The sequence below is a fragment of the Pseudonocardia alaniniphila genome (genome assembly GCF_022524485.1).
Taxonomy (GTDB): domain Bacteria; phylum Actinomycetota; class Actinomycetes; order Mycobacteriales; family Pseudonocardiaceae; genus Pseudonocardia; species Pseudonocardia alaniniphila.
The window spans coordinates 146,114-158,568 of record NZ_JAKXMK010000017.1; the positions used below are offsets into that span (position 1 = coordinate 146,114).

Below are 12,455 nucleotides of genomic sequence, written 5' to 3' on the forward strand. Positions count from 1 at the left end.
CGGCTCCCGCGACCGTGTCGCCCGTCACCGCCCCCACGGACAGGAGAACCCCATGCCCGATCCGAGGCCCGGGTCACAAGCACCCGAGGTCGACCGGCGCTCGCTCGCGAAGGCCTTCATCGCGAGCCTCACCGGCACGTCCCTGGAGTGGTACGACTTCGCGGTCTACTCCGCCGCCGCGGCCCTGGTGTTCCCGCAGCTGTTCTTCCCCGGCTCCGACCCGCTCACCGGCACGCTCCTGGCGTTCTCGACGTACGCGGTGGGCTACGTCTCGCGCCCCCTCGGCGGCTTCGTGTTCGGCCGCCTCGGCGACGTCATCGGTCGCAAGCAGGTGCTCGTGCTGACCCTGCTGTTGATCGGCGTCGCCACGTTCCTGATCGGCCTCTTGCCGACCTACGCCACGATCGGAGCCGCCGCGCCGATCATCCTGGTGCTGCTGCGGTTCGCCCAGGGCGTCGGCGTCGGCGGCGAGTGGGGCGGCGCGGTACTGCTCTCCAGCGAGTTCGGCGATCCGCGCAGGAGGGGGTTCTGGTCCTCGGCCGCCCAGATCGGGCCGCCCGCAGGCAACCTGATGTCGAACGGCGTCCTCGCCCTGCTCACCGTCTCGATGTCCGACGAGGCGTTCCTCTCCTGGGGTTGGCGGATCGCGTTCCTCCTGTCGGCGGTGCTCGTCGCCTTCGGCCTGTGGATCCGGCTCAAGCTTGAGGACACCCCGGTCTTCCGTGCCATCAAGGAGCGCGGTGACCAGCCCGCGGCCCCGATCGGCGACGTGTTCCGCACCCAGGGGCGCCCGCTGCTCGCCGGCGTGCTCAGCAGGATCGGTCCGGACGTCAGCTACGCCCTCTTCACCGTCTTCGTGATCACCTACGCCACGACCGTGCTCGGCATGAGCCGCGGCTCGGTGCTGACCGCGATCCTCATCGGCTCCGCGTGCCAGCTCGCGACGATCCCGCTGGCGGGCGCGATCTCCGACCGGGTCAACCGCAGGCTCGTCTACGGCATCGCTGCGGCGGGGGCGGCCGTCTGGCCGTTCGTGTTCTTCCCCGCGATCAGCGGGGGCTCCGAGCTGCTGCTGATCATCGGCGTCGTCGTCGGCCTTGCGCTGCACTCGTTCATGTACGGGCCGCAAGCCGCGTTCATCACTGAGCAGTTCTCCGTCCGGCTGCGGTACACGGGCAGCTCACTCGCGTACACGATCGCCGGGGTGTTCGGCGGTGCCGTTGCGCCGCTCGTGTTCACGGCCCTGCTCAGCAGTTGGGGGACGTGGGTGCCGGTGGCGGTGTACGTGCTGGTGGCGTCGCTGCTCACGCTGGCGGGGCTGGCCATGGGCCGCGATCCCGACCGGGCGGAGGAGGAGGCCTACCTCGTGCCCGGCTCCCCGGTCACGCCTCCAGGAAGAGTTGCAACGTGATCTGCAGATGGTCCTCGATCGCCGCGTGGGAGGCCGTCTCGTCGCCGGACTCGAGCGCGTCCAGGATCTGACGGTGCTCCACGCACACCGCATGCTGCCGGTCGGTGGCCCGGAACAGGGCCGCCACCCCGACCCGCATCTGGCGGGTGCGCAGGCCCGCGTAGGTGCGTGCGATGAGGTCGTTGCGGGCGGCGTCGATGAGCGACTGGTGGAAGCGCCGGTCCCACTCGATGAACACCTTCGCGGTGTCGGCGTCGATGGGGTCGACGAGCTGCTCCTGCTCCGCGAGCGCCTCGCGCATGGCGGCGAGCGGCACCGTGCCCGTGACGAGTGTGACGGACGCCGCATGTCGTTCCAGCAGGGCGCGGAGCTCCATCAGCTCCTTGATCTGCCGCCCGGACAGCGGAGGCACGTACGCTCCGCGTTTGGGCACCATCTCGACCAGACCCTCGGAGACGAGCAGCAGCAGGGCCTCGCGCACCGGTGTGCGCGAAACGCCGACGGCCTGGGCGAGCCCTACCTCGTTGAGGAAGGTTCCTTGCACCGCCGGATCGACCAGCACCGTCTCCCGCAGGTAGCGGTAGGCGCGTTCGCGCCCCGACTCGAGGGGCGCCGACGCAGCTTGCATGCAACATGTATACATTAATCGGAGGTTCCCTGTGCGCATTGCGCTCGCCCAGATCCTGTCGACACCCGATCCGGCGCACAATCTCGGCCTGATCGAGGACGGCACCCGCCAGGCGGAGGAGGAGGGGGCCGACCTCGTTGTCTTCCCCGAGGCCTCCATGTGCTGCTTCGGCGTGCCGCTCGGCCCGATCGCCGAGCCGCTGGACGGTCCGTGGGCGCAGCGGGTGCGGGCGATCGCCGCCGACTCCGCCATCACCGTCGTCGCCGGGATGTTCACCCCCGCCGACGACGGCCGCGTCTTCAACACGCTGATCGCCACCGGCAACGGCGTCGAGGCCTCCTACGACAAGATCCACCTGTACGACGCGTTCGGGTTCGCCGAGTCACGCACCGTCGCGCCCGGCACGAAGCCCGTGAGCATCACCGTCGACGGCGTGACGGTCGGCCTCGCCACCTGCTACGACCTGCGTTTCCCCGGGCTCTTCCAGGAGCTCGCGAGCAGTGGCGCCTCGGTGATCGTCGTGCCGGCGTCGTGGGGTGCCGGTCCCGGCAAGCGCGAACAGTGGGACCTGCTGGTCCGGGCCAGGGCCCTCGACAGCACCGCGTTCGTCGCCGCGTGCGACCAGGCCGATCCGGTCACGGCGGGACGCGACCCGGGCAGCGCGCCGACGGGGATCGGGGCGAGCCTCGCGGCCGGCCCTCTCGGAGCGGTCGTCGACCAGATCGGTGCCGAGCCCGGCCTGCTGGTCGCGGACCTCGACATCGAGCAGGTGCACCAGGCCCGGCGCACCGTGCCGGTGCTCGCCAACCGCCGATTCTGACGGCGGCCCTCAGTTGACGAGCTTGGCCGCGTGGTCGGGCACCTCGCGGAACAGCTCGCGCGGCGGACGCCGGTAGCCGCGCAGCGGTGGCCGGTCCGGGAAGTCCAGGACGCGTGGGGGCACGGGCTGCCACGGGACGCTCCCGAGCAGGTGCGCGATCATGTTGATCCGCGCGCGGCGTTTGTCCTCGGCCTCCACCACCAGCCACGGAGCGGCGGCGACGTCGGTGTGGGCGAACATCTCGTCCTTGGCCTGGGAGTACTCCGACCATCGGGTGATCGATTCGAGGTCCATGGGCGAGAGCTTCCACTGCCGCATCGGATCCTCCATCCGGCCACGGAAGCGGCGTTCCTGCTCCGAGTCGCTGACGGAGAACCAGTACTTGCGCAGGAGAATCCCGTCCTCGACGAGGAGCTGTTCGAACACGGGGCACTGACGCAGGAAGCGGGTGTACTCCTCGGGGGTGCAGAAGCCCATCACGCGCTCGACGCCTGCGCGGTTGTACCAACTGCGGTCGAGCAGCACGATCTCCCCGGCGGCGGGCAGGTGCTCGATATAGCGCTGGAAGTACCACTGCGTGCGCTCGCGTTCGGACGGCGCAGGCAGGGCGACGATGCGGCAGATCCGCGGGTTGAGGAACTCGGTCACCCGCTTGATCGCCCCGCCCTTGCCGGCGGCGTCGCGCCCCTCGAAGATCACGACGAGCCGGGCGCCGCTGGTGCGGACCCACTCCTGCATCTGTACCAGCTCACCCTGCAGGCGTAGTAGCTCCTTCTCGTACGGCTTGCGAGGCAGGCGCGTCATCAGGGCATCGTGCCAGGTCACGGGCCTCAGTGCGAAGCGCTGAGCACTCCATCGAGCAGTCCGGGGTAACGCGCGTCGAGGTCGTCGCGGCGCAAGGTGGTGATCCTCCGCGTGGCCTCCGCGCGCATGCTGATCACACCGGCTTCGCGCAGGATCCGCAGGTGATGGGTGCGGGTGGACTTCGTGACGGGCAGCGGGATGGCGCCGCAGGCTACGCCTTCGGGTGCGGCGGCGAGCGCGCGCACGAGCATCAGCCGCACGGGGTCGCCGAGTGCCTGCAACACCTGCTCGATCCGGATCTCGTGGCGCGAGGGTTGCGGGAGGAGCGCGTGCTCGACGGTGGGCATGCGGGAATAGTACGACGAGCGTCGTAGTTCGACGAGTTTCGTAGTACGTTCTCCGTCGAACTATCCGCTTGCCGGGAAGGCCCGCTAGATGTCCGCACGTACCTACCTGCTCGCTGCCGGGGCGTTCGCCGTCGGCACGAGTGCCTACGTCGTCTCGGGCGTGCTGCCCGCCGTCAGCGGGGAGCTCGGCGTCTCGCTCTCCGCCGCCGGCCAGCTCGCCACCGCCTTCGCGCTCGCCTACGCCGTCGGAGCCCCGTTGCTCGCCACCGTCACCGCGCGCTGGGACCGCCGCACGGTGCTGCTCGCCGCGCTCGTCGTCGCCGCGGTCGGCAACGGGCTCTCCGCCCTGGCCACCACGTACCCGGTGCTGATCGCCGGCCGGATCATCGCCGCGCTCGGCGCGGCCGCCTACACGCCGGCCGCCACCCTCGTCGCCACCGCGCTGCTCCCGCCCGCCCAGCGCGCCCGTGCCGTCGCACTCGTGTTCGGTGGCCTGACGCTGGCGCTCGCCATCGGCGTTCCGGCGGGGGATCTGCTCGGCTCCAGCATCGGCTACGCCGGTGTGTTCGCAGCGGTGGCCGTGGTCAGCGCGCTGGTCGCGGCGGCGGTGCCGTTCTGCCTGCCCCGGATCGCGCCACCGCAGGCGGTGCCGCTGCGCGAGCGCTTCGCCGTCGCCGCCGACCGGCGCGTACTGACCGTGCTCGCGATGACCGTGATCGGTGTGCTGTCCGCCATGGTCGTCTTCATCTACGTGACGCCGCTGCTGAACGCCACAGCCGGCATCCACGGCGCCACGATCGCGCTCCTGCTGCTCGTGTACGGCATCGGGGCGATGGTCGGGAACACGTGGGGCGGTCGTGCCGCCGACCGGTTCGGCACCGTGCCCACGCTCTTCGCGGTGCTCGCCGGGATCGGCGTCACGGTCGCGGTGCTGTCGCTCACGGCGAGCACCGTGGTGGGCGCCGCCGTGGTCCTCGCCCTGTGGGGCGTGTTCTGCTGGGCCTTCAACCCCCCGGTGCAGTCACTGCTGCTGGAGCTCGCGCCCACCGGCGGCTTGGTGTTGTCGCTCAACGCCTCGGCGATCTACCTCGGTACCGCTCTCGCCGGCGTGGTCGGCGGCACCGTGATCGGCATGGGCGGCATGCTGCTGCTGCCGTTGGTGGCCGCCGCTCTCGTGCTCGTCGTGATCGTCCTGCTGCTGTCACTGCAGCTCGGCCGCCGGCGCACCGTGGCGGGGACGGAACGGGTGCCCGCCCGCGCGGGGCTGGCCACTGCCGAATAGCGGAGCTCAGGTGCCGGCCGCGTCGATCTGCTCCGAGATCGACGCGGCCAGCGCCGTGTCCTTCTCGGTGATCCCGCCCTCCGAGTGTGTCGAGCAGCGGAACGTGAGCGTCCGCCAGCGGATGTCGATGTCCGGGTGGTGGTCACGGGTCTCCGCGATCTCCGCCACGCAGTCCACGACCGTGATCGCGGCCGGGAACGACGGCAGCTTCGCGGTGCGCACGATCGCGTTGCCCTCCCGTTCCCATCCGGGCAGGTCGGCCAGGGCGGCGGTGATCGCGGAGTCGTCCAGGAGTTCGGCCATGACGAGCATCCTGCCCGCCGCGGTGCGACTCGCGCGCGGGAAACGGGCGACTCGTGCGGGTGGGCTGTCAGGCGTCGCGGCGCAGCATCCGATGGACGGTCAGGCCGGCGCCGATCGCGATGTAGCAGAGGGCACGCAGCGAGCTCCGCACCAGGTCGCCGAACGGGAGGGGGTCGCGCAGGGCGTCGGCGCCGGCCCTCCAGCCGCTGGTGAGCAGGTAGGGCTGCAGCCAGTCCAGGGCGGGGATCGCCGAGAGGACCCCGAAGACGATCAGCCCGCCGAGCACCGACGCCATCACGACGAGCGGGTGCTCGGTGTACGACGAGATCGCCAGCGCGACCGCGCCCACCGCCGCGAGCTGCACGACCGTCCAGACGACCACGAGGGCCACCCGGGCCAGCGCCTCCCCGATGCCGACGGTGGTGCCGGAGAGCGTGACGAGCTGACCGTCCGCCCCTCCGACCACGACCAGCCCGGCCACCACACCGACGACAGCGAGCGCCAGCGTCGCGAGCGTGGCGACGACGAGTACGCCGAACGCCTTCATCGTGACCAGCCGCAGCCGTCCGACCGGGGCGATCAACAGCCCGCGCAGCGTGCCCTGTGCCGCCTCGCCCGCGATCGCGTCGGCCGCCGCCATCGCCACGGCAAGGGGCAGCAGGAGCGCCAGGGTCAGTGTCATCGCCACGACCGGGAGCACCAGCCCGTTGCCGGCCACCGCGCTGATGAGGCCGTCGTCCCCGCCGGTGTTGCGGTCGGCGACGGTGACACCGATCGCGATCAGCACAGGCACCAGCGCGAAGATCGCGAGCATCACGAGGGTGCGCGGGCGCCGCAGCACCCAGCGCAGCTCCGCCCCGAGCAGCCGGCCCAAGGGGGCGCTCCGCGGAGCGTCCCCGGGGAGGGCGGTGAGAACGGCTCCGGTCATGCCGGCTCCTCCGTCAGCCGGGCGAACAGTTCCTCGAGCTTGGCGCGGTCACGGCGAGCCTCGTGCACAGCGACACCGGCGCGCACCAGCAGGGCGATCACGTCCTGTGCAGGCGGCCCGCCGTCGTCCACCATCACCGCGTGCTCGTCGCCCTGGGCCCGGTAGGCCGTGGCACCGGCGCCGCGCAGTGTGCGCAGCGCGAGATCGACGTCCGGCGTGGCGATCAGCAGCCCGCCCGTGCCCGCCTGCAGCAGGCTGCCGAGCTCTCCCGCGGCGACCAGCGAGCCCGCCTGCAGAACGGCCACGTGCGTGCAGGTGGCCTCCACTTCGGCCAGCAGGTGCGAGGAAACGATCACTGTGGCCCCACCGGAGTGCAGCTCCGCGATGATGCGCCGGACGTCGCGCGTGCCGGCGGGGTCGAGGCCGTTGGTCGGCTCGTCGAGCACGACGAGGGCGCGGGGGAGCAGCAGCGCGGAGGCCAGGCCGAGGCGCTGCTTCATGCCGAGTGAGTAGGCGCGAAACCGTCGGTCCGCTGCGCCTGCCAGCCCGACGCGCTCCAGTGCCGCGTCGACCGCTCCACGGATCTGTCCGCTGCTGAGCAGGGGCTCGGCCGCTGCCACCCGGCGTAGGTTCTCGCGGCCGGAGAGGAACGGATGGAAGCCCGGCCCCTCGACGAGCGCGCCCACCTGCGGCAATGCGTGATCCGATGCCTCCGGGATCGGGTGGCCCAGCAGCTCGGCGGTGCCGGCGGTGGGCCGGGTGAGGCCGAGGAGCATGCGGATCAGCGAGGTCTTGCCCGAACCGTTCGGTCCGAGCATCCCGAGCACCGAACCGGCCGGGACCTCCAGGTCGATCCCGTCGACGGCGACCGTGCGGCCGAAAACCTTGCGCAGCCCGACGGCGCGCGCGGCCACGGGAAGCTCGGCGGTGGGACGGACCGGCGCAGCGTCGAGTCGGGGGGCGCTCGTCACGCGGAGAGAGCCGAGGAGAGGACCTGCTCCGGCACGGCACCGGCGGCGACCCTGCCGTCATCCGTGATGATCGCCCCGCCTACCGTCGTGGTGATCAACCGTCCGTTGCCCCACGGTCCGCTGACCGGCGTGCCGAGCGTGGACAGGTCGGGAGCGCCGGGGCGGCGGTCCTCCGCTCGGGCGGAGTCGCGTGCCGGCGCCTTCGTGACGATGACGGAGTCCCAGCCGTCGCCGACGACCGTGGGCCGGGTGCCGTTCGCCTTCTCGTGCTCGGCTCGGGGCTCCCGATCCTCGACCGTGGCGCCGGGCGGCGGGGTGAACGTGAAGAGCGAGCCGTCCTGCGCGCCGAATGAGACGTCGGTGAAGCCGAGCTGCAGCGCCGGGTCGGACGAGCCGTTGGCCAGCACGGTGAGCCGCAACGGCACGCGCGTGGCCGAGTCGACGGCGATCCGCACCTCGCGCAGCAACGTCCGTTCCGACGGCAGCGGGGCGAGTACGAGCTCGTAGGCAGGACGGCCCGCGACCTCCGCGGTGCCGTCGACGTCGATCGTGCTGCTGGGCCGGAGCGCGGCGAGCGCCATGGTGGCGGCCGCCGTGGGGTCGGTGGTGGTGTCGGGCCCGCTGGTGTGCCGCTCCGCGTGCTCGGTGGACCGGACGACAGTGCGGTCCGCGGAATTCCAGGACCAGAGCGTCGAGCCGTCGGAGACGAGCGTGCGCTCACCCGAGTCGGAAGGCACCTGCACCCGGCCCCGACCGTCGCCGTCGGACCACACCCGCACGGTGCTCGTGCCGCTGCTGGCGGCGGGCATGTTCGGCAGGGCCGGAAGGCCCAGCTGGTTGTCCAGCGTGACGGTGCCGTCGAACGGGCCCGGGCGGGCCTTCAGCACCGAGCTGACCAACTCCTCCGGCGTGACCGGCGGCAACTCGGGCGCCGCCCCCGCACCGGCGGGCAGGGCCAGCAACGCGAGCCCCACCGCCCCGGCTACCGCGACGACCGCCCCGGCCACGCGGCCGGTCGTCCTGGCGTGACCTCCGCCCCGGCGACCCGTCCTGCTCCGATCTGACATGCGTACAGCGTGACTCATTTGTGCTGAGAGTGTTCTGAGGTGATGGTCTCGCCGCCCGGTAGCGTCGGACAGTGATGGCACGCGTGCTGGTGGTCGATGATGAACCGGGTATCCGGACGGCCCTCGCACGCGGACTGACGGCCGAAGGCATGGAGGTCGTGGCGCTCGCGGACGGTCCGTCCGCCCTCAGCGCCGCGCTCACCGGAGGTTTCGACGCGGTCGTGCTCGACATCATCCTTCCGGGGCTGTCGGGGTATCGGGTGCTCGAGCAGCTGCGTGCGGCCGGCGTCGACACGCCGGTGCTGCTGCTCTCGGCGAAGGACGGTGAGTTCGACCAGGCCGACGGCCTCGACCTCGGCGCCGACGGGTACCTCGTCAAGCCGTTCGCCTTCGTGGTGCTGGTCGCGCAGCTGCGCGCGATGCTGCGCAGGCGCAACGCCACCCTCGGGCGCACCGGGCAGCGCGTCCGGTTGGGGCCGCTGATCGTCGACCCCATCACGAGGGCGGTCAGCTGGGAGGGAGCTGTCGTCGAGCTCTCACCGCGGGAGTTCGCCCTCCTGCACGCGCTCGCCTGCCGGCCCGACACGGCCGTGGCGAAGGACGAGCTGCTGCGCCTGGTCTGGGGTGACGAGCAGGCGGCCAGCCGCAATGTCGTCGAGGTGTACGTCGGGTACGTGCGCCGCAAGCTCGACGCGGTCGGGGCCGGGCACGTCCTCAAGACGGTGCGCGGATTCGGCTACATCGTCGAATCGCCATGAACGCCGGCGGGCCACCGTGAGCCGGCGACTGCGGCAGTGGTGGGGCTCGCGGACTCTGCAGTTCCGGATCACCACCGTCGTGGGCGTCGTCGCCCTCATCGCGTTGCTGGGCCTGAGCAGGCTGGGCGTCGGCCTGCTCTACGGCACGATGATCGGCGCGGCCGACGCGGAGCTGCGGGGCGTGGCCCACGGCACCGCGGTGCAGCTGGCGACCGGGACTCCCGCCACCGCGGTGCGAACCCCGGAGGTGCGGGTCGTCGACAGCGCAGGTGAGCCGGTCGACGGCGGCCCACCCCTGCCTCTGCGCCCAGCGCAGATCCGGGATCTCGCGGCGGGTAAGGCCATCACCGCAGGGCACCTCGAGGAGCTGCGCCGCTGGCTCGCGATCAGCGCCGTGACACCCGACGGCTCCACCCGCCTCGTCGTGGTGACAGCCGACATCGTGGGTGGGGTGACCCTGCTGGCGCATGCCGCTGTGGGCTTCGTGGTGGGCGCCCTTCTGGTGGCGGCCGTCGTCGTGCTCGCCGCGTGGGTGGCCACCAGAGCCGCGTTGCGGCCGGTCGACCGGATGCGCACCGCCGCTGCCGTGCTGCCCCCGGGTGAGCGGCTGCCCGTTCCCCTGCCGCGCGACGAGCTGCGCTCCCTGGCCGAGGAGATCAACCTCCTCCTGGCCCGGCGTGACGAGGCCGTCGCCCGGATGGAGCGGTTCACCGGCGACGCCGCCCACGAGCTCCGGTCGCCGGTGGCGGCCATCCGCGCGCAAGCGGAGGTGGCGGTCGCACACCCCGACCCCGAGTTCTCCCAGGAGTCGTTGCAGTCGGTGGCGGAGGAGGCGGCACGCCTCTCGACGCTGCTCTCGGACCTGCTCGCGCTGGCCCGCGCCGACGCAGGGCAGCGGCCGGCGGCGGAGCCGGTTGATCTGGTGGCCGCCGCGCGCGCGGCGATCGAACGGACGAAGGGCAGCGGCGCCGACGAACCCGTCCTCCAACTCGTCGCCCCGACCCCGGCCCACGCCCTCGCCAGCCCGTCGGAGGTGGCGCTGGTGCTGGACAACCTCATCGCCAACGCACGTCGTTATGCCCGCTCGCTGGTGCGGATCGGCGTGCTGCCGGCGCGCAGGTCGGTGCGGCTGCTCGTGGAGGACGACGGCCCGGGCATCCCCGAGGCCGATCGGCAGCGGATCTTCGACCGGTTCCTGCGCCTGTCCCCGGAGGCGGGCGGGGGCGCCGGGCTCGGGCTCGCGCTGGTGGCGGCGCTCGTGCGAGGCCGCGGCGGCTCCGTCATGGCCGGTGCGTCGTCGTCCGGCGGGGCCCGCATCGAGGTCCGCTGGCCGGCCCCGGACCCCGCGAGCTCCCGGCGCCCGGAGGACGAACCGCCCCGGGCGCCGGGAGCCCGGACTGACCCGGGGTAGGGGCAGGGGGCCGGCCGCGAATCTCGTGAGTCGCCCGGTTCCGGAGGGTGAGCTGCCCCGGGCGCTGGGTGCCCGGACTGACCCGGGGTAGGGGCAGGGGGCCGGCCGCGAATCTCGTGGGTCGCCCGGTTCTGGAGGGTGAGTTGCCCCGGGTGACGGGAGCCCCGTCAGATCGGGAGCAGGGGCAGGTGGCGGGCCGCAGATCTCGCGGTCGCCGGTTCCGGAGGGTGTGTTCTCCCGGGCGCTGGGAGCCCGGGTGGGTTCGGGGTGGGGCGGGTGGCCGGTTGGAGACTCCGCGAGTCGCGGTTCTGGAGGGTGAGTTGCTCCCGGGCGCCGGGAGCCCGGACAAGCTCGGAGCAGAGGCAGGCGGCCCGGACACGCCTACCCGGTCGCTGGGAACATCGCAGGGTGCCCGTACTCCGGTCGACCGTTCTCATCGACGCTCCTGCCCGCACGGTGGCTGGGTTGCTCAGGGACGCCGACGTGGCCGCGGCCGCCCTGCAACGCTGTGGCCACCGCCTCGGCGCGCCTGTACGACTACTGGCCCCGGGCGACGTGATCCGGGTCGGCACGCGCATCGGGCCGGGTGTCCGGGTCCCGGTACGAACCAGGATCGAGGCGGTCTCGCCCGCCGGGATGACGTCGACGCTGGTCGCAGGCCCCCTGCGGGAGCTGACCCACACCGTCGCCCTCACCCCGACCGGGGCAGGCACCCTCGTCCTCGACGAGCTGAAGTGGACGTCGCCGCTCGGGTTGTTGGGCCGCGTCGCCGACGTGGTGCTGCTGCGCAGGCTGATGCTGCGGATCCTCGCCGTGCGCTCGGAGGTGCTCGTCGAGCGGGCGGCTGACCTCGTCGCCGCACCGGTGGTCGTCGCCACCGCCCTACTGCGGGATGGTCTGCTGCTCATCGCCCAGCGGACCCGTCCGCCGGCCCTCGTCGGCCGGTGGGAGCTACCCGGTGGGCGAGTGGAGCCGGGGGAGACGGAGCCGGACGCCGTGGTGCGGGAGTGCCGCGAGGAGTTGGCCACCGCGGTCCGCGTGACCGGGCGGCTCGGTACCGACCTGCCGATCGACGCCGGGGTGCTCCGGGTGCACACGGCCGAACTCGACGCCGCGGCGCCCGACCCGCAGGCGCTGGAGCACGCCGCTGTGCGCTGGGTAGGAGAGGACGAGTTGGCGGAGGTGGACTGGGTGGACGCCGACCGCGCCGTCCTCACCGACCTCGCCGCCCTCCTGCGCTCGGGCGTCGCCGCGGTGGAGGGTGCCTGACCGGCGGGACAGTGGCGCGTGGGGTCGCCTGGCGGGGGCTGTGCCGCGCGGGTGGCGGCTGACTGGCCTGGGCGGGTGCTGAGCGGGCGCTTGACCTGGCAGCGGTGGAGGGCGCTTGACTGCGGGCCAGTGCCGCGGTGGGGGCGTGGGACCCGCGGTCAAGCACCGCGGTCGGGCAGCTTGACCTGCGAAGACAGGGCATGCAGAGGGCCTCTGGCTGGCGGGGACGGCCCGTGGCGGAGGGCGTCTGGTACGGGAGGGGCGGCGCAGCGTAGGCAGCGCCGAGCGATGAGGACAGCGCTGTGTCTTGGGTGCCTGACTTGCGGGACGCTGCCGCAGTTGGCGGGCCAACGGGGGCAGCGCCGTGGCGGAGGGCGCCTGACAGGCGAGGGGCGGCGCAGCGTGGGCAGCGCTGAGCGGCGAGGACAGCGCTGTGTCTTGGGTGCCTGACCTGCG

At 72.7% G+C, this 12,455-nt stretch carries 13 protein-coding genes; 6 read left to right on the top strand and 7 right to left on the bottom strand.

The window, feature by feature from the left end; genetic code table 11:
- Positions 1-52 precede the first annotated feature (52 nt).
- Positions 53-1,411: an MFS transporter gene (locus MMF94_RS20905; protein ID WP_241038800.1), complete on the top strand. Its 1,359-nt coding sequence runs from the start codon at positions 53-55 to the stop codon at positions 1,409-1,411.
- Here MMF94_RS20905 and MMF94_RS20910 read toward each other — a convergent pair.
- Positions 1,383-2,039, bottom strand: a complete 657-nt coding sequence (locus MMF94_RS20910) for a GntR family transcriptional regulator (RefSeq protein WP_241038801.1) — start codon at positions 2,037-2,039, stop codon at positions 1,383-1,385. The genes MMF94_RS20905 and MMF94_RS20910 overlap by 29 nt on opposite strands.
- A 31-nt stretch (positions 2,040-2,070) precedes the next feature.
- On the opposite strand from MMF94_RS20910, the gene MMF94_RS20915 reads away from it, so the two are divergent.
- A complete protein-coding gene (locus MMF94_RS20915; RefSeq protein ID WP_241038802.1) occupies positions 2,071-2,859 on the top strand; it encodes a carbon-nitrogen hydrolase family protein in 789 nt (262 codons plus the stop codon).
- Between the two features lie 9 nt (positions 2,860-2,868).
- Here MMF94_RS20915 and ppk2 read toward each other — a convergent pair whose 3' ends face one another.
- The gene (ppk2, locus tag MMF94_RS20920; RefSeq protein WP_241038803.1) at positions 2,869-3,663 is read right to left on the bottom strand and encodes a polyphosphate kinase 2; all 795 of its coding nucleotides are present in this window, start codon (positions 3,661-3,663) and stop codon (positions 2,869-2,871) included.
- Between the two features lie 26 nt (positions 3,664-3,689).
- Entirely contained in the window at positions 3,690-4,010 is a 321-nt protein-coding gene (locus tag MMF94_RS20925; protein ID WP_241038804.1) for an ArsR/SmtB family transcription factor, read from the bottom strand.
- 88 nt (positions 4,011-4,098) lie between these two features.
- Between MMF94_RS20925 and MMF94_RS20930 the strand changes: the two genes are divergently transcribed.
- Positions 4,099-5,292: an MFS transporter gene (locus MMF94_RS20930; protein ID WP_241038805.1), complete on the top strand. Its 1,194-nt coding sequence runs from the start codon at positions 4,099-4,101 to the stop codon at positions 5,290-5,292.
- A 6-nt stretch (positions 5,293-5,298) separates the two neighbouring features.
- Here the strand turns inward: MMF94_RS20930 and MMF94_RS20935 are convergent, their stop codons facing one another.
- The 4 genes from MMF94_RS20935 to MMF94_RS20950 form a co-directional block, all read right to left on the bottom strand.
- The gene (locus tag MMF94_RS20935; RefSeq protein ID WP_241038806.1) at positions 5,299-5,595 is read right to left on the bottom strand and encodes a 4a-hydroxytetrahydrobiopterin dehydratase; all 297 of its coding nucleotides are present in this window, start codon (positions 5,593-5,595) and stop codon (positions 5,299-5,301) included.
- A 67-nt stretch (positions 5,596-5,662) separates the two neighbouring features.
- Positions 5,663-6,523: an ABC transporter permease subunit gene (locus MMF94_RS20940; protein WP_241038807.1), complete on the bottom strand. Its 861-nt coding sequence runs from the start codon at positions 6,521-6,523 to the stop codon at positions 5,663-5,665.
- Positions 6,520-7,494: an ABC transporter ATP-binding protein gene (locus tag MMF94_RS20945; RefSeq protein ID WP_241038808.1), complete on the bottom strand. Its 975-nt coding sequence runs from the start codon at positions 7,492-7,494 to the stop codon at positions 6,520-6,522. The genes MMF94_RS20940 and MMF94_RS20945 overlap by 4 nt, the downstream gene beginning before the upstream one ends.
- Positions 7,491-8,561, bottom strand: coding sequence for a LolA family protein (locus tag MMF94_RS20950; protein ID WP_241038809.1), 1,071 nt, complete (start codon positions 8,559-8,561; stop codon positions 7,491-7,493). The genes MMF94_RS20945 and MMF94_RS20950 overlap by 4 nt, the downstream gene beginning before the upstream one ends.
- Before the next feature lie 74 nt (positions 8,562-8,635).
- Between MMF94_RS20950 and MMF94_RS20955 the strand changes: the two genes are divergently transcribed.
- The 3 genes from MMF94_RS20955 to MMF94_RS20965 all read left to right on the top strand — a co-directional run bounded on the left by MMF94_RS20955 (position 8,636) and on the right by MMF94_RS20965 (position 11,999).
- Positions 8,636-9,319, top strand: a complete 684-nt coding sequence (locus MMF94_RS20955) for a response regulator transcription factor (protein WP_241038895.1) — start codon at positions 8,636-8,638, stop codon at positions 9,317-9,319.
- A gap of 16 nt (positions 9,320-9,335) precedes the next feature.
- A complete protein-coding gene (locus MMF94_RS20960; RefSeq protein ID WP_241038810.1) occupies positions 9,336-10,730 on the top strand; it encodes a sensor histidine kinase in 1,395 nt (464 codons plus the stop codon).
- 408 nt (positions 10,731-11,138) lie between these two features.
- Complete coding sequence (locus MMF94_RS20965; RefSeq protein WP_241038811.1) at positions 11,139-11,999, top strand: NUDIX domain-containing protein; 861 nt, start codon at positions 11,139-11,141, stop codon at positions 11,997-11,999.
- Positions 12,000-12,455 lie beyond the last annotated feature (456 nt).